At 43.5% G+C, this 16,168-nt stretch carries 16 protein-coding genes; 4 read left to right on the forward strand and 12 right to left on the reverse strand.

The features are described from left to right. Positions 1-155 precede the first annotated feature (155 nt). Positions 156-611 carry a thiol-disulfide oxidoreductase DCC family protein gene (locus E0H82_RS07210; RefSeq protein WP_131264018.1) on the forward strand — a complete coding sequence of 152 codons (456 nt, stop codon included), beginning with the start codon at positions 156-158 and terminating at the stop codon, positions 609-611. Beyond that, positions 589-990, forward strand: coding sequence for a DoxX-like family protein (locus E0H82_RS07215; protein WP_228258633.1), 402 nt, complete (start codon positions 589-591; stop codon positions 988-990). The genes E0H82_RS07210 and E0H82_RS07215 overlap by 23 nt, the downstream gene beginning before the upstream one ends. 22 nt (positions 991-1,012) lie before the next feature. On the opposite strand, the gene E0H82_RS07220 is transcribed toward E0H82_RS07215, so the two are convergent. The 7 genes from E0H82_RS07220 to hcaE all read right to left on the reverse strand — a co-directional run bounded on the left by E0H82_RS07220 (position 1,013) and on the right by hcaE (position 7,850). After that, the gene (locus tag E0H82_RS07220) at positions 1,013-2,062 is read right to left on the reverse strand and encodes an MBL fold metallo-hydrolase (protein ID WP_131264019.1); all 1,050 of its coding nucleotides are present in this window, start codon (positions 2,060-2,062) and stop codon (positions 1,013-1,015) included. Positions 2,063-2,302: 240 nt separating this feature from the next. Then, positions 2,303-3,529 carry a 3-phenylpropionate/cinnamic acid dioxygenase ferredoxin--NAD(+) reductase subunit gene (hcaD, locus tag E0H82_RS07225; protein WP_131264020.1) on the reverse strand — a complete coding sequence of 409 codons (1,227 nt, stop codon included), beginning with the start codon at positions 3,527-3,529 and terminating at the stop codon, positions 2,303-2,305. Between the two features lie 4 nt (positions 3,530-3,533). Then, entirely contained in the window at positions 3,534-4,499 is a 966-nt protein-coding gene (locus E0H82_RS07230) for a 3-carboxyethylcatechol 2,3-dioxygenase (RefSeq protein WP_131264021.1), read from the reverse strand. Between the two features lie 324 nt (positions 4,500-4,823). Beyond that, entirely contained in the window at positions 4,824-5,639 is an 816-nt protein-coding gene (hcaB, locus tag E0H82_RS07235; RefSeq protein WP_131264022.1) for a 3-phenylpropionate-dihydrodiol/cinnamic acid-dihydrodiol dehydrogenase, read from the reverse strand. Between the two features lie 2 nt (positions 5,640-5,641). Then, positions 5,642-5,968 (reverse strand): 3-phenylpropionate/cinnamic acid dioxygenase ferredoxin subunit, encoded by a 327-nt coding sequence (hcaC, locus tag E0H82_RS07240; RefSeq protein ID WP_131264023.1) that lies wholly within the window; start codon positions 5,966-5,968, stop codon positions 5,642-5,644. After that, positions 5,968-6,486 carry a 3-phenylpropionate/cinnamic acid dioxygenase subunit beta gene (gene hcaF, locus E0H82_RS07245; RefSeq protein WP_131264024.1) on the reverse strand — a complete coding sequence of 173 codons (519 nt, stop codon included), beginning with the start codon at positions 6,484-6,486 and terminating at the stop codon, positions 5,968-5,970. The genes hcaC and hcaF overlap by 1 nt, the downstream gene beginning before the upstream one ends. Then, the gene (gene hcaE, locus E0H82_RS07250) at positions 6,483-7,850 is read right to left on the reverse strand and encodes a 3-phenylpropionate/cinnamic acid dioxygenase subunit alpha (RefSeq protein WP_131264025.1); all 1,368 of its coding nucleotides are present in this window, start codon (positions 7,848-7,850) and stop codon (positions 6,483-6,485) included. Before hcaE ends, hcaF begins: the two co-directional genes overlap by 4 nt. A 282-nt stretch (positions 7,851-8,132) precedes the next feature. Between hcaE and hcaR the strand changes: the two genes are divergently transcribed. Further along, on the forward strand, positions 8,133-9,032 hold the full coding sequence (hcaR, locus tag E0H82_RS07255; RefSeq protein WP_131264026.1) for a DNA-binding transcriptional regulator HcaR: 900 nt from the start codon (positions 8,133-8,135) through the stop codon (positions 9,030-9,032). 306 nt (positions 9,033-9,338) lie between these two features. Continuing rightward, complete coding sequence (locus E0H82_RS07260) at positions 9,339-10,016, forward strand: DUF1345 domain-containing protein (RefSeq protein WP_131264027.1); 678 nt, start codon at positions 9,339-9,341, stop codon at positions 10,014-10,016. Positions 10,017-10,089: 73 nt separating this feature from the next. Here E0H82_RS07260 and E0H82_RS07265 read toward each other — a convergent pair whose 3' ends face one another. From E0H82_RS07265 to E0H82_RS07285, 5 genes are all read right to left on the reverse strand, one after another. After that, on the reverse strand, positions 10,090-10,950 hold the full coding sequence (locus E0H82_RS07265) for an alpha/beta fold hydrolase (RefSeq protein ID WP_131264028.1): 861 nt from the start codon (positions 10,948-10,950) through the stop codon (positions 10,090-10,092). A 281-nt stretch (positions 10,951-11,231) separates the two neighbouring features. Continuing rightward, entirely contained in the window at positions 11,232-12,470 is a 1,239-nt protein-coding gene (locus E0H82_RS07270) for an OprD family outer membrane porin (RefSeq protein WP_131264029.1), read from the reverse strand. Positions 12,471-13,141: 671 nt separating this feature from the next. Then, positions 13,142-14,161: a 4-hydroxy-2-oxovalerate aldolase gene (gene dmpG, locus E0H82_RS07275; RefSeq protein ID WP_068909697.1), complete on the reverse strand. Its 1,020-nt coding sequence runs from the start codon at positions 14,159-14,161 to the stop codon at positions 13,142-13,144. A gap of 10 nt (positions 14,162-14,171) precedes the next feature. Then, positions 14,172-15,068, reverse strand: coding sequence for an acetaldehyde dehydrogenase (acetylating) (locus tag E0H82_RS07280; RefSeq protein WP_131264030.1), 897 nt, complete (start codon positions 15,066-15,068; stop codon positions 14,172-14,174). A 25-nt stretch (positions 15,069-15,093) separates the two neighbouring features. Next, positions 15,094-15,891: a 2-keto-4-pentenoate hydratase gene (locus tag E0H82_RS07285; RefSeq protein WP_131264031.1), complete on the reverse strand. Its 798-nt coding sequence runs from the start codon at positions 15,889-15,891 to the stop codon at positions 15,094-15,096. Positions 15,892-16,168: the final 277 nt, after the last annotated feature.

Below are 16,168 nucleotides of genomic sequence, written 5' to 3' on the forward strand. Positions count from 1 at the left end.
TTTAAAGGGTTATGGACACACATTTGATGTCTGCGGGCTTCGCAACACTCGCACTGTTTAGCATTTCAAACAACACAATTCTGGATAAAATATAGACTACATGTGATAGATAAATTCTGCTATTTTGAACAGATGAGAACTTTAGAATATAAAAAATGCAGAATGATCTCGATCGCATCATTCAACAGTATGACATCATCTTATTTGATGCGATTTGTGTTATCTGTAATGGTTGGGCACGTTTTCTCATCCAACATGATCCGCAGGCTCAATTCAAACTCGCTTCAGCCCAATCGCCTTTGGGAGAAAAAATTCTTGAATATTATGGTCTGTCGACCACGCATTACACCACCATGATTGTAATTATAGATGGGCAATTATTTACAGAATCTACCGCCTTATTAAAAGTATTGGCTCGGCTCGGTCTACCTTTCTCTCTAATGAAGATGGGTGATCTTATTCCCCGACCATTTCGGGATTTTCTGTATCGTCGGGTTGCACTCAATCGCTATACACTTTTTGGTAAAACTGATGATTGCCTCATTCCATCCCCAGAAAATCAACATCATTTTCTAGAACAGGTCATCCGTGGATACTCAACAACTCAATAAAAAAACGCTTCAAACCATTCATATGAGCCTAGCAATACTTTGGATTTATCAAGGTCTAATTCCCAAGATTCTATTTAAAGCCGATGATGAACGCCGTATTTGGATGTTACAGGGATTCAATGAACAAGCTGCAATTAGCCTCATGCAATGTTCTGGCGCAATCGAAATCATCTTCGGAGCATTATTTTTAACGGGTTATAAAACCTTAGCGCTCCATTACCTCAATATTGTCGGCATGCTCGGATTAAGCTTTTTAATTTTGATTGTCGACCCACACTATTTTACCCAAGCCTTTAATCCCTTTGTGATGAATATCGCGATGCTGGCTTTGTCTTTAACCGCCATTCGTCTTTTAAAATATTCAGAAAGAAACGCATAATCAACAACATTCAACGTCAATATTAAACAATTAAACGCTTACCTTCACGAATGCAATAAAACGGATTCATTAATTTTGACGAACCGCGCATTGCCACATGCAGATCATGCTCAGGTTGCTCATGGGCTTCATCGGTCAACTGATAGGTTCGATAATGAATGGCCAATGAACATTTGGCATGTAAATCTTTATGTGCCTGAAAGGCATCTTCAGGATTCATATGCATATAACGCATCAGCTCACGTGGCTCATAAGCACCAATCGGTAATAAGGCAATTCGCGGAGCCCCCAAACGGGTATGAATTTCCTTAAAATGCGGCGAATAGCCTGTATCGCCCGCAAAGAAACTATATTCACGCCCCTGTTTAACCGCAAAACCACCCCAAAGCGCCATGTTCTGATCACGTACACCACGACCTGAACCATGTTGTGCAGGGGTATAAATCAATTCCAGTTCATGAAACTGACTCGATTGCCACCAGTCCAGTTCAATTACATGCATACTTTTAGGTAAGTACCAACCATTACCCAAACCCGTATAAATTGGCATGGCAAATTTTTCATGCAACCAGTTCAGGCTTGCCAAATCCATATGATCATAATGATTATGGCTGAGCAAAACAGCATGAATGGTCGGTAATTCCTCTAAGGCAATGCCTGCTGGACGAAAACGCTTAGGGCCACGCCCCTGTTTCGGACTGACAAATTCCGCCCAAACAGGATCCGTTAAAAAATTATAAGGACCAATCTGTAATAACACGGTGGCATGCCCGACAAACCAGACTTGCCAATCATTCAATGCCGCATTGGGACGGTTTTGTGGCAATACCCGTTGAGTCGCAGAAGCAGTATCGGATAGGGTTTCTTTGTCCCAAGTCGATGACTTGCGTTTTAACAACCATTTAACCAAATCAAAACGGCTACGCCCCTCTGGCGCATGCAGTGGATTCAAAAATCGCGTGCCATTAAAGTGTGCAGATTCAAGATACTGAAAAGAGGGTTTACGCCAAGTATGTGACCAACATTCTTGGGTTTTAATTTGGAAATGCTGTTGTTCTAAATTCTGCTTCATGTACTGTCATTATCTATAAGAAATGTCACATTCACTGCAATAACATGAATGTCGAGCTAGGCGTGTTTCTTATTGTAGATACTCTGTTTGGTAATTCAAGCCAAACTGTAAAATATACACCTTAGACTTCTATGAAATCAGACGGCATAGCAACGCGAGTGGTCATACTAAAATTTGATGGGAATAAAAAAGCGGCAGACCCGTATTAAACTCAGTCTGCCGAGGTTGTAAACCAAAATCTTAAGCAATCTTACGTAAATCTAAACCAAGATCTAAATACTTTTCGGCTTCAAATACTGCTTTTTTAGCAATTAACTTTTTCAAGTGTCGCATCTCTTTGGCTGCATTCACGGTGATCCCTCCCACAATGATGCCATCGGTTACACCGAACAGAACAAACGAAGAGGCGGCACGAAGTTCAGGCCGAATTTCACCACGAACAATCCATTCTGCTGCCGCCATATCACCGACAAACTGATAGTTAATATCAAGCTGATCCGTCCAAAACCATGCAGGATTCGGGGTCGGATGCTCCATACCCATCACGTGACGTGCAAAAATTCCTGCTTGCAGATTGGCATTTTCCCATGTTTCCACACGACGATACTGCCCATCCGCACGTAACTGAGTCGCAACATCACCCGCGGCATAAATATCGGGATGTGAAGTCTGACAGTTTTCATTGATCTGAATCGCAACATCAACTGCTAAGCCTGCATCTATTGCAAGTTGTGCATTCGGGACAATGCCAATGCCATAAATCACAGCATCTGCATGTAACTCTTCCCCTGTTGCAAGGGTAATTACCACAGTTTCACCATCTAAATGACAGTGATTAATGGTGCTATTCAAGCGTACATCGACACCCGCAAGACGTTGCTGTGCCAATAAAAACTCACTCAAAATCTGCGGGGATGACCGCCCCATTACCATTGATCCCATTTCAATCACGGTCACTTGGCAATTTTTAAAACGTGCAGAGGAAGCTAACTCAAGACCAATGACCCCACCACCAATCAGTACAATACGTTGTCCAGCTTGTAGCACAGGCACCAGTGCTTTTGAATCTTCCAAATTACGTAAGGTATAAACGTGTTTACCTAAAACATCGAAATTCGGCAGGCGACGTGCTGCACCGCCAGTCGCAAGGAGCAGTTTGTCATAAGCAATCACATCACCCTTTTGCAATTCAACGGTTTTTGCCTCTGGGTTAATTTTGACTACACCATTGCCACGAATATGAGCTACGCCCAAGGTCACCAATTTCTCTTCAGATAAAATCTCAACCTTGGTTTCTTCAGGCTTTAAAATCACATCTTTAGACAAAGGTGGACGTTCATAAGGCAAATGCACTTCATCCCCAATCAGAATAATGTTACCTGCAAATTTATTGCTACGGAGTTCTAAAATCGCGCTTGCCCCCGCTTGGCCTGCACCGACGATGACGATGGTTTCGATATTGCTCATGTAATTAACCTTTTAACTCTGCCGATACAATGCCAAAGCCCGCAATCCACTCGCTGATGTCTTCATAACAATGCGTTGTCATCTCGTATTCGCCAAGTTCATGTAAGGCTGCAAATGCCGCCATCCATGTACGGACTTCCTGACCACCACGTCCACCATCACGGCGAATATCTGCTTCAGTCATGGCTTCAATTGTGGCGAAGTCAGCTTTGGCAAATGTTTCAAGCAATGCACGATCCCATTCTGGATTGAGTGGCACAGCAACAGATTGATCCCCCGCAGCCAATTTCTGCCCCACAGCAATAATTTTGGCTTGACGATTATTCCGTGACTCTACAGATGGGTTACGTCCACAAATCAAAAACTCTTCCACTTCTGGCGGTACAGCGCCCATTTGTGGTGTCGGAGGATCATGCGAAAGCCCACCTGTCCCTAAAATTAACACCCGTTCATTTTCAAGATTTAATGACTGAATAAACTGTCCAACCGCACGTCCCAAAGCAATCGTTCGCTTGGTGGTGGGCATCGGTGCCGCTGCGCCATTAATAAAAATCGGAATGGTTGGATAACGATCTAGCTGACCATCACACAGGAAATGTAGTGGTTGCGTCACGCCATGGTCGGCTTGCATTCGGTAGGAATAAGCAACATCGACACCTTCATCAAGTACACGACGCACCAAAGCAATCGCTGTGTCTTCAGGAACATTAATTTTGTCGTTGTCTTTACCGTAGTCCCAATCGCCTGCCGCAGTTGCACGAATACCCACACAAAAACTTGGCATCAAATCATAGAAAAAGCCATTAAAATGGTCTGGACCAAAGGTAATGATTAAAGTCGGATCGTAAGCTTTGACTTCTGCCGAAAGTTGGGCAAAAGTCTCACGTACAATCTGTTCTTTACGCTGTTCTTGCGGTGAAGCAAATTCCATTAAAGGACTGTGCGATGCACAAATGAGTTTAACGGCCATGTGTGACTCCAAAATAAAAATATCTACTAAAAAGACAGCTGCCCAGTAAAGTCTTTAGCAAATGGCTTAAATCATTGTGAGTGGTTTCAAATGAAATATAGAATTCACGATGCTATTCACTATCACGGTTGGCGACATGGATGTCGCCGTTGGGTGGAGGTTTCAGGGATGAACCTCTCACCCAACAATGGATTTTTGTTACTTTTGATCCGTCAAAAGTAAGGAAATGCCTCCGAAAAACCATCTAAACTTTCGCATTTATTTGAGGCTGTGCTTCATTTAATTTAAATCTGAGCTAATCAAAAACAAAGCAGCACACCCAAATCACTCATCAAAGAACCCTGCACGAGGTTGGCGTAAACCACGGATGCCTAAACCACATTCAGCATTGATCAGAACACCCGTCAGTGGACGGTTGTTTTGACGCGATGCCAATAAAACGTATGAACCCGTCATCTCTTCAGGTTCAGGCAAGAAATTCAGTGGCATACCACGAGCAATCTTTTCAGGGTCGCGTGCATCCAATAGACCCAAATTTTCTTGACCTAAAGATGCTGCCCCTTTGATATTGACATTCATACCTGACGGCGCGACGGCATTCACTCGTACTTTAGGCGCAAGTTCATAGGCCAATTCTTTCATCACGCCCACACCTGCATGCTTAGAGGCTGTATATACGGGGCCTCCGCCTGCCGAGTACAAGGCTGAATTAGACAAAGTAAATATGATAGACCCTTCAGAAGCTATCAATGCCTCCAGTGCCGCCTTCGCACCTAAGATGAGTGATTTGGTATTAATGCCCATAATTTCATCAAAGGCTTTTTCTAACTGCTCGCCAGAGGTATTGACGATATCGGCATAATGATCCCAAATACCGGCATTACCGACAAAACAGTCCAGTTTGCCAAAACGCTCAAGCGTGGCATTCACCGCACGGACATTGTCTGCATAGCAGGCTACATCACCTTCAATCGCAAGAACTTTACCACCGAAGTGTTTGTTCAAGGCATCCACTTTTGCTTTTGAACGTTGCAGCACAGCCACCTGTGCACCTTCTTCCAAGAAACGCTCAACCAAAGCCCAACCCAAACCAGAACCGCCCCCCGTAATCAGGGCAACTTCACCTTGTAGCCAACCCATGCTTATGCTCCCGCCATCTCGACAAACAATTGACCATCCTCAACAATCACGGGAAAGGTCTGAATAGGATCAGTCGCAGGTAGGCATAAAGCCTGACCTGTTTTTAGACAGAAACGGGCAGAATGTAATGGGCATTCCACTGTACCATCCTCTTCCAAATAGCCTTCTGACATGGAGGCATTGCCATGTGAACAACGGTCATTCATGGCAAAGAACTCACCACCATTGTTGAAGACAGCCAACGCTTCAATCCCGTTCACACCGCAGTCCACTTTTAATGCTTCGCCTTCATCTAATTCATCGATTTGGCACACAAAAATCTTATTCATTAGAAGAACACACTCAGGTTATGGGAGTTGTAAGTCACTTGGTCTAAAGTGATTTTACGGTTAAAAATCTGGAAACCTTGCTCGGTATCCACTTTACGAATCTTGTCGTGACGCTTACCGCAGTAGATGGTGACATCTTTTTCTTTCTGGGTACGGTAGAGTAAGTAAGTGACGTAAACATCATACTCACCCTCGACTTCAGTCGGCTCGACAATCACGTTCGACACCATATGTGTGGTGCGTGATGGGGGTTCTTCCGCCCATGCCATCCCTGTTTCCAAACGCGCGACACGACGTTCTAACAAGTCTTTAGTATCGTTAAATACCCACGTCGTCGGTGGCTCAACCGAACGACGACGGTCACGGGTTTGTGCATTCGGTGTAGTCCGCAGCGTATAAGAAATATCGTCCGCCAACATATCTAGCCAATCACGGAATTTCCAATCGTCTAGCGCTTTGCCTTCACGATAGAGAAACTGACTAATTTGATGATGAAGTTCTAAACTGATCTGACTCATTTCATTAGCTCCTTCTCATATTGCTCAGCGGCTTTTTCGACTTCTTCCCATGTTTCATGAATCAATAAATCTGCCCAACGACGGTACATTCCACGGGCTGCTGTTTCAGAGAAAATGTAGTTGGTGATGCCTGGAATGCCATCTTCACGGACTTTTTCATTGCCTAAGCCCATTTCCATGATCAATGGATTGTTGCGTGCTTTATAACCACGGAGTACTTTTTGGATTTCAATCCAGTTTTCCGAGTCATCTTGCTCAAGGAAACCCGCAGGTCCAAAGGCACGTGTTGCAGAACGTTCAAAGGCTTCTTTCACTTCTTGAGAAGCTTCCGCATCGGCAATACAGAATGCCCAGACTTCAGTTTTATTTGGACCACGCGGATGCCATACGCGAAGCGTTGCCGTTCCGTTTAACCATGACATGGTCGGGAACATAGTGTTGTGCCCCGCAAGACGTAGTGCGCGCACTTCACCTAAACGCTCTTTAACTTCCTCAAAGGTTTCACGGAAGTAGTTCGCTACTTCACCATCCACCCAGACGTTTGCATCCGGCTTTTCAGTAAAGAAGAAGCCTGAACCATGCCCGCGTGAACCGTACTGAATGGCATCTTTGGCGGTTTCCCAAACTGGACGTGCGGTTTGTGCAGCACCAAGTTTTTTAGATGAGTCATCGTCGGGTTTTGCGCCCAACACCTGAATAGCTGAAGCATGTGAGAACAAGGCATGATACTGGTCAGAGGCAAACTGTTCCGCAGCAAATTTCCAGTTACACTCGATTTCCCACTTATGTACTCCACCAATGATTTCAGTGCCACCCGGACGGCGATCGACCACGCCATCTAAATACCAAGCAATGTCGCCCATGTATTCAATCAGGTCTGGGGTTGATTCATCCCAACAACCGAAAATTAAGCCTTTGTAGCTTTCGACACGGTTAACTTCAATCAAGCCCCATTTTTCTTTGCATGCTCCCTGCGGAAAAGCACGATCTTCTAAAGGAATATCCTTGAGTGAACCATCGACCCCATAAGACCAGCCATGATATGGACAGGTAAAGGCACGGGTGTTTCCACAGTCAGCAAAGCTGACCCGCATAGAACGGTGACGGCACTGGTTTAAAAGCGCTTTGATTGAGCCATCTTTTTGACGTACCACAATAATCGGGTCTTCACCCATGTAAGTATTGAAAAAGTCGCCTGCCTTTGGAATTTGGCTTTCATGACATAGAAATAACCATGTACGTCCAAACACGCGTTCCAGTTCTAATTCGTATAAATCTGGGTCTGTATAGATGGATGGCGAGATACGTCCATTTTGTGCATCGACCAAAGCGTCGATTTCACGCACATCAATTTTTCCACTCATGAAAAGCTCTCCTGCGACCAATACACGGCACAACGTAAATAGACTCAACTTTTGAGGCATCATGATTTTTTAGACGCTTTTAGGGAAATATTTTTTTTGTTTTAATTAATACGTTTTAGCAATTATTAGAAAAGTTATTTCTTATATTAAAATCTCCGCACTAGACTCAAGACCATTTATTTTCTAAATACTTGAATCATCTTCACGGCATAGTTGTTTATAGATTATACTTTGCCGTAGTCGTGGTAAGACATTTTTTGGATTACTCAGTGGGTTATTTATATGGAACTTAGACACCTTCGCTATTTCATTACTGTTGCTGAAGAACTGAACTTCAGTAAGGCTGCACTCAAACTTTACACTGCCCAACCCTCTTTAAGTCAGCAAATCAAAGACCTTGAAGAAGATGTCGGTGTGCAGTTGCTATATCGAACCAAGCGAAAAGTGGAACTCACTGAAGAAGGTGCGGTTTTTCTGGAACAGGCCCGTCTGACTCTGGCTCAAGCAGATAAAGCGATCGCTATGGCACGTCAAGTGGTACAAGCCAAACAGCAGATGCTACGCATTGGTTTTGTCCCCGTCGCAGAAATGAAAATCTTTCCTTATGTGCTGCCCAATTTACGGGTACAAAACCCAGACTTAAAAATTGAATTGCTCAGTATGAACAATACTGAACAAATGCGCTTACTGAAAAAAGGTGAACTGGACATTACCTTTACTCGGCATAATTTTCATAGTGATGAAATTGAAAGCCAGTTTGTCTTACGTGAACCGCTGATTTTTTTGTTGCCGAAAGACCATCCTTTGGCCAAATACGAGCGAATTCCGATTAAAGCTTTAAATGGTATTGATTTCATTATTCCCGCAGTCGAACAGTCACAGACCTTGCACCAGACCATTTTGGAGTTTGCCAAAGCCAACAGTATTGAATTCAACATTGTGCAAAAAGCCGACAATATTCTGTTCAATATCAACTCGATTGGTATGGGACTCGGTTGCACCATTTTACCCGGTTACGTTGCACCCTTGACCATGAACAACACGGTGATTCGTCCACTGGAAGTCGAGCTCCCCTATTTAGATTTATATGTGAGCTATCGTAAAAACAACAGCTCACTGGCCGTGAATAAATTTCTAGAATTGCTGACTCGGGTGTTTTATTTGGATATTAATCGCGAATAAATTCACATCTGGTCTACATCAATCATCCAATTCGGCACACCACTATTTTCTGAATAAATAGCGATGTGCTTTTTTCATGGAGAAATGCACTACAGCGTAAGCCTATTTGCAGCATTTCTCATTGATCCACCGTTCATCCGCTGGCACGTTTCATTTTGTATTCTTTTTTACCTTAAGATAGGGTGATCAAAAGCTGTTTTTTTGTCAGGTTTTACCTACAACTTAAGTCTAAACTTAGGCTTATATTGCAACAGATCTTGGTACTTTTTAGCCACACGAAAAAATATAACAGAGAAGGAGAAGATTATGCAGATGCCCACTTCGCAGCGTTTAAAAACGGCCATGCAATTTCGTCCCTTCTTTTTTATTAGTTTTTTAATGACGGCGGTTTTTTATGCTCTGCTGAATATGTTTACCGACTGGTCTTGGTCGACCAATCTATTGATCAGTTGGAATATTGCCGTATCGAGTTATTTACTTAAAACCATGACCACCCTGTGGCCTGTTGACCATCAACACATTCTGCAACATGCGCAGCAACAAGATGCCAGTAAATGGATCATTCTCTTGTTAGTGATCATGACATTGATGATGTGTTTGATTGCGATAGTGTTGGAACTGACCCATCTCCCCAACGATCCCATCATTAAATATGGGCACTTGGCTCTGTCTTTGCTGACCATTATTAGTGCATGGTTCTTTATGCATACCGTCTTTGCTATTCATTATGCGCATGACTATTATCTTGCCCTCGCAGACCAACAAGATGCGGGTCTAGATTTTCCGAGAACTGCACAGCCCACTTATCCTGACTTTTTATACTTTAGTTATGTGATTGGCACCTCGGCACAAACGGCAGATGTTTCGATTACTTCCCGCTCCATGCGGATTTTAAATATTGTGCATATTATTCTGGCTTATGGTTTTAACACCTCGATTTTAGCCATCAGCATTAATGTTGCCGCAGGTTTTATCACACTGTAAATTTGCTTTAGTAAGATGAAATTTTTGGCATAAAAAAGGGATGGCTTAACCATCCCTGATCTTGCTCACTAGATTATTTGACACCACGTGCAGTCAAATAGTCTTTAATCACTGTATTAAATTCTTCGGCTTTTTCCACTTGTGACCAATGCCCACACTGACTAAAAATATGTGCATCGGCAAAAGGAACGGTATTCAAAATATCCCATGAACGCGACACGGGAATGACGACATCTTGTACCCCATGAATCAACAATACAGGCACTTGAATGTCTTTCATCTTGTCAAAATCGAGCGGGAACTCGAAGCGATCACGGTCACGTGCACCGACCACATCTATTAAACGGTCTGAGGCATAATCATTTTTTGCCGCTTCAAAACGCACTTTTACCAATTCATCGGTAATTAAGCTTTTATCCACCACAAACATCGACAACGTATTTTTAATGCCTTCTTCTGTCAAGACAGGGTTAGCATGGGCTTTCAGTGCCGCAGTTTGTTTCGCGCCACCCGTCCCCATCGACACAATACCCAAGACACGTTCAGGGTAATCGAGCACCATTTGGAAGGCTAACCAGCCACCCAATGAGTTGCCCACTAACCAAGTTTTTTCAATGCCTAAAGCATCCAGTGTACGCACCGCATGATCGACCCATGCACGAATACCATAAGCCGTACCGTCTGCCACAACGGTCTGACCATAGCCAATCGAGTCAATCGCGATACAACGGGCTTGTTCAGCAATTTGCGGTAAGTTCAACCACCAGTTTGCCGCTGCCGATACACCTGTACCTGAACCGTGTAAAAATAAAATGGGGGTGCCTTCACCCAATTCATGGTAATGGGTTAACTCACCTTCCGCTGTTTCAATCCATTTATCTTCCAAGCCAAAGAATGGGTCGGTGGTGTAATTGGGGATTTGGACCGTGCTCATACTTACTCCTCGTACAGCCTTAAATCTATCTGGTTTGATACTTCCAAAGACAGATGAATTCGTTCATTTCGACAGTTTCACTGCTCCATCTTACCTGTTCAAAGCGACTCAACTGATACTTGTTTTCGATCACACACTACAAAAAAACGATTATTTAAGTTCATGTTTATAAAGACTATATTTTAAAATAGCCGTGCTATCCGAAGATCCATCCAATAGCAACGTATCTAGCATCAACAGGGCGATTCTTTTTTGAATCACCCTGCTTTGCTTACTGAAGATTAGAATTTATAACTGTACGTGGTCGCGACACGATATTCTTTTAAATCACTTTTCCAGTCGTAATCGGTATCGATGTACATGGCCTGAACGCCCAAACCTTTGAATTTGCCTTCAGGTACGGTGTAATTCACAATCAAGTTCAGCTCTTGTTCGTCCTGATTCGTTTTACCGCCCGCTTTGGCATCAAAACCTGCAAAATAAATGGCATTAGCATTCAAACCTTTCAGCCCCAATTCAGCAAAGTCATACCCATAAGAGACATTCCAAGATTTCTCTTTGGCATTGGTAAAGGTCGCGACTGACCAATTCACTAAATAAGGCTGTGGCACCCAACCTGCCAATGTTGGGAAATTATTTTCCCCAAACATTTGTTGATAGCCCAGACCAAAGGTATGTGCACCATGATTGAATTTCGCACCCATCGACAAGGCTTGGTTGTCAATTTCACCATACAACTTATTGCCAGACGCTGAGTTATCAAAATAACGTACATGGCTGGTCAGCTTAGTCTTCGTACCCAGCGTGGTGTTGTAATTGATGCCTGCATAATGCTGCTGATAAATGTCTTTGACATCGGCATACCAATAACTGGCTCCAATCGTAGGATTAAACTGATGATCAATCCCCGCGATATACATGCCATCCGCAGCTTTGGCCGTATTCGGATTATTGTTCGGGAATAAACTTAAGTCCTGAAACTGATTGTCATAACGTGCATTAATGCCATCGATATACGCCAAACTCAGTTTGGTATCTTTCAGCTCTTTCGACTCCAACCATGCCCCGCTATACGTGGTCAGCAACTGACGCGATGGATCAAACACTAAGACTGGAGAAACAGGCAATAACTCGCCCACTTTCAATTCCGTTTGCGACACTTTGGCTTTTAAGGTTGCACCCACTTTGCCAAAATTGCTGGCTTGTTCCTGTCCATTATGTGGAAGCACCCAATCGGCATTTTTATCACGGCCATTTAGACGAAATGCATGTTGCACCAAAAGATCGGCGCCCAATTGCAAGCCACCTAATTCGGCATATCCTGATTTGGCATCTAAGGTGATGCCTTGTGACCAACTGCCCCAATTATTTTGCGGTACAGTTTCGTACTGGCGGTCTAAATAGAAATTTCTAAATTTTAACTGGACTTGGCTATCGTCGATAAAGTCTGCATTCGTTGCAGTTGTACCTAATGCCGCAGTTGCGACACAGATGGCTGTCCATAAAGTTTGACGACGCATAAGATATATTCCAATGATCATGTAAAGCGACAACGCCATCATGCGGAACTCGTCGAGCAGAAAAAATCCGACCACAGTCTTAAGAAAATGTGACTTCACCCACTATAAATGCAAAGGCAGGCACCGCTTTTTTTTCATTTAGATAAAATTACAATAACTCATGTTAAACACCATTTTGCAGATCGTGCTGAAAGATTGAGCCTCTCTAGCCTTGCTCGTTTGCAACCTCTTTCTTTTTTAAATGGTTTTGATCATTAAGCGTTTTTTTGTTTAAGTATTCCGATGCCACTTTTTCATAGCAACGTAGATTTATAAGAAAAAGCGCTCATATCACAGATATTTTCTATATTTAAAGTGTGTAAGTGAATAGCCTAAAAACCTGATGAATATGCAATTAAATCGAGGAAGAAAAAGGAATAGCTTGCAGTTTAAATCGCCCACAATAAAGAAACGCCCGTTTGGGAGAATAGCTTTAGATTAAATATGATTTCAATATGATATATAAATCAATCTCCCCTAACCCCTCTTTATAAAAGAGAGGAAATTCTTGAATTCACTATGTTAATGGATTTCAAAATACCCCCTCCTTTGAAAAAGGAGGGTTGGGGAGGATTATAAAATGACGAGTTAAGACTTATTTTTATTTAGATGATTTTACACATCCATGCTGTTTAAACCAAAGCAGCCTTCGCTTTCGACATGGTCAAAGCCAAATCTTCAATCATATCTTCCTGACCACCGACCGTCCCACGACGACCTAATTCCAATAAAATCTCACGTGCTGACACACCATATTTGGCTTCTGCACGTTTTGCGAATAATAAGAACGATGAATAGACACCTGCATAACCTAAAGTTGCAGCATCACGGTCAGCACGAATTGGGTTCAGCATCATTGGAATGACCAAATCTTCTGCCACATCCTGTACTTTAAACAGATCCACGCCTGTTTCTAAGCCCATACGGTTTGCCACGGCAATGAACAATTCCAGTGGTGTATTCCCTGCACCTGCACCTAAACCCGCAGATGCCAAGTCCACACGAATTGCACCTGCATCAACTGCGGCTACTGTATTTGCCACGCCCATACCCAAGTTATGATGCCCGTGGAAACCCAGTTCAATACTGCTGTCCAACTCTTGACGGAGCAAACCAACGCGGTCTGTGACATCTTGCGGCAACATATAACCTGCCGAATCAGTCACATAAATACAGTTCGCGCCATAAGACACCATCTTTTTCGCTTCTTCAAGCAATTGAGCAGGCGATGCCATGTGTGCCAACATCAAGAAACCAACGGTATCCATACCCAGTTGACGTGCCGCAGTAATATGCTGTTCTGAGCAATCCGCTTCGGTACAGTGGGTTGCCACACGGATGGTCGAAACGCCAATTTCGTGTGCCATTTTCAAATGATCGACCGTACCAATTCCTGGCAACAGCAATGCCGAAACTTTGGCATTTTTCATGCGTGGCACAACCGCTGACAAATATTCCTCATCAGTTGCTGCGGCAAAACCATAATTGACGGATGAACCGCCCAAGCCATCGCCATGCGTCACTTCAATTAGCGGTACACCTGCATCATCCAATGCAGTAGAAATGGCAATCATTTGCTCAACAGTGGTTTGATGGCGCTGTGGATGCATACCATCACGCAAAGTCATATCATGCACAATAATCTTAGACATGGGTTGCTCCTTATACTTCAGCCGTAGCCAATAAACGTTCCGCAAACATTTCCGCAGTGCGCGCAGCTGCCGCAGTCATAATGTCCAAATTCCCTGCATACTTTGGCAAGAAATCACCCAAGCCTTCTACTTCAAGGTAGATCGACACGCGGTTACCATCAAATACTGGGCCATTCACCAGTTTATAGCCGGGTACATATTTTTGAACTTCGACAATCATGGCTTGAACAGAGGCCGTAATTGCTGCTTGGTCAGGTTCACCTTCGACCAAGCAATGCACCGTATCACGCATCATGAGTGGTGGCTCGGCAGGGTTAATAATGATGATGGCTTTACCTTGTTTTGCACCGCCCACTTTTTCAATTGCACCCGCAGTAGTACGCGTAAATTCATCAATGTTTTTACGTGTACCAGGACCAACCGACTTGGTTGAAACGGTTGCAATAATTTCACCATAACTCACAGGTTGTACGCGGGAAATCGCTGCAACCATTGGAATGGTCGCTTGTCCACCACAGGTCACCATATTCACATTCGGTAGCTCACCTGCATCCAAGAGTTCTTGAAGATTTACAGGCGGTACGCAGAAAGGACCAATCGCAGCAGGCGTCAGATCAATCATCTGCACACCTAATTCGTTCAACTTACGGCTGTTTTCCGCATGCACATAAGCCGAAGTTGCATCAAAGGCAATTTGAATTTCATCGGCAAGCACATGTGGTAGTAGACCATCTACACCCTCGGCTGTAGTTTTTAAACCCATATTCGCTGCGCGGGTCAGACCTTCTGAACTTGGGTCAATCCCCACCATCCAGACAGGTTCCAAAAACTCGCTGCGCTGTAGCTTATATAGCAAATCAGTCCCAATATTTCCCGGACCGATTAATGCACATTTAATCTTTTTCATGCATCTACTCTCTCAAAATTTCAATTTATTCCGCAGCAAACGCAGCGACCACTGAACCAAAGCCTTCAATTTCAACTTTAAATTCATCACCTGGGTTTGCAACAACCATTGGGCCAAGCGCACCAGTTAAAATAATATCTCCCGCAAGCAATGGGCGACCACGGCGTACCATTTCATCGGCAAGCCAAACTGCGGCATTTAAAGGATTGGCTAAGCAGGCTTTGCCAATGCCTTGTGAAACCACTTCATCGCCGCGAGTCATGGTCATTTTGCAATGAGCCAAATCAAGCTGATCTAATTTCACTGGGCGTGAACCCAACACAAAAGCCGCAGAAGACGCATTGTCTGCCACGGTATCAATCAGTGAAATTTTCCATTTTTCAATACGGCTATCTACAACTTCAATCGCAGGCAAGGCATAAGCTGTAGCGCTAATAATGTCCGCATAGCTATGTTTTTCTTGGGTTAAATCTTGGTTAATCACCAATGCAATTTCAGCTTCAACTTTCGGCTGAATCAATAAACCTGCGGGGATGGCTTCACCATCGCCATAAGCCATGTCGGCGAACAACATGCCAAAATCAGGTTGATCCACGCCCAATTGAGCTTGAACCACTTTAGAGGTGAGACCAATTTTACGCCCCACTAAGCGACGTCCTTCTTTCAAGGCACGTTGGGTATTCACTTCCTGAACCGCATACGCAATATCGACGTCTGCTTGTTCCGCGCCCAATTGTGGGCGAATCGGTGCAATCGCAGTCTGTGTAAGCTCAGCGTTACGTAAAGCCTGTGCAACGGATTCAACAACAGCAGAATTCGACATCTAGGGTTCCTTAAACTGCAAAATAGAGACAAATACCGTTTTAGCGAGCAAGGGAAATCAAGAAATAGTCAAAATAGACCTTGCAAATAACCGAAGGTGAAACCAAGGGCTTATCCCTAAGCACCACTAAAAACGAGTATGTTTTAGACCGCTTAAGCATCGGAAAATTGCGGGTTTTGCGCCAATACTTATTTTATTTTTTACAATAGTTAGAACCTATAAATCTTTTTTGTTTTATCCATCAAAATAAACAGCATAGAAAAAAATCCAAGAGAAA

Source organism: Acinetobacter sp. ANC 4910, assembly GCF_004331035.1.
In the GTDB taxonomy this organism is placed as follows: domain Bacteria; phylum Pseudomonadota; class Gammaproteobacteria; order Pseudomonadales; family Moraxellaceae; genus Acinetobacter.

Coding starts and splice junctions, on each gene's coding strand:
- hcaD (WP_131264020.1), bottom strand. CDS start 3,529: ATGAGCAATATCGAAACCATCGTCATCGTCGGTGCAGGCCAAGCGGGG.
- hcaR (WP_131264026.1), top strand. CDS start 8,133: ATGGAACTTAGACACCTTCGCTATTTCATTACTGTTGCTGAAGAACTG.
- E0H82_RS07280 (WP_131264030.1), bottom strand. CDS start 15,068: ATGAAAAAGATTAAATGTGCATTAATCGGTCCGGGAAATATTGGGACT.
- E0H82_RS07265 (WP_131264028.1), bottom strand. CDS start 10,950: ATGAGCACGGTCCAAATCCCCAATTACACCACCGACCCATTCTTTGGC.
- hcaF (WP_131264024.1), bottom strand. CDS start 6,486: ATGAGTCAGATCAGTTTAGAACTTCATCATCAAATTAGTCAGTTTCTC.
- E0H82_RS07230 (WP_131264021.1), bottom strand. CDS start 4,499: ATGGCCGTTAAACTCATTTGTGCATCGCACAGTCCTTTAATGGAATTT.
- E0H82_RS07285 (WP_131264031.1), bottom strand. CDS start 15,891: ATGTCGAATTCTGCTGTTGTTGAATCCGTTGCACAGGCTTTACGTAAC.
- E0H82_RS07270 (WP_131264029.1), bottom strand. CDS start 12,470: ATGCGTCGTCAAACTTTATGGACAGCCATCTGTGTCGCAACTGCGGCA.
- E0H82_RS07220 (WP_131264019.1), bottom strand. CDS start 2,062: ATGAAGCAGAATTTAGAACAACAGCATTTCCAAATTAAAACCCAAGAA.
- hcaE (WP_131264025.1), bottom strand. CDS start 7,850: ATGAGTGGAAAAATTGATGTGCGTGAAATCGACGCTTTGGTCGATGCA.
- hcaC (WP_131264023.1), bottom strand. CDS start 5,968: ATGAATAAGATTTTTGTGTGCCAAATCGATGAATTAGATGAAGGCGAA.
- E0H82_RS07210 (WP_131264018.1), top strand. CDS start 156: ATGCAGAATGATCTCGATCGCATCATTCAACAGTATGACATCATCTTA.
- E0H82_RS07260 (WP_131264027.1), top strand. CDS start 9,339: ATGCAGATGCCCACTTCGCAGCGTTTAAAAACGGCCATGCAATTTCGT.
- hcaB (WP_131264022.1), bottom strand. CDS start 5,639: ATGGGTTGGCTACAAGGTGAAGTTGCCCTGATTACGGGGGGCGGTTCT.
- dmpG (WP_068909697.1), bottom strand. CDS start 14,161: ATGTCTAAGATTATTGTGCATGATATGACTTTGCGTGATGGTATGCAT.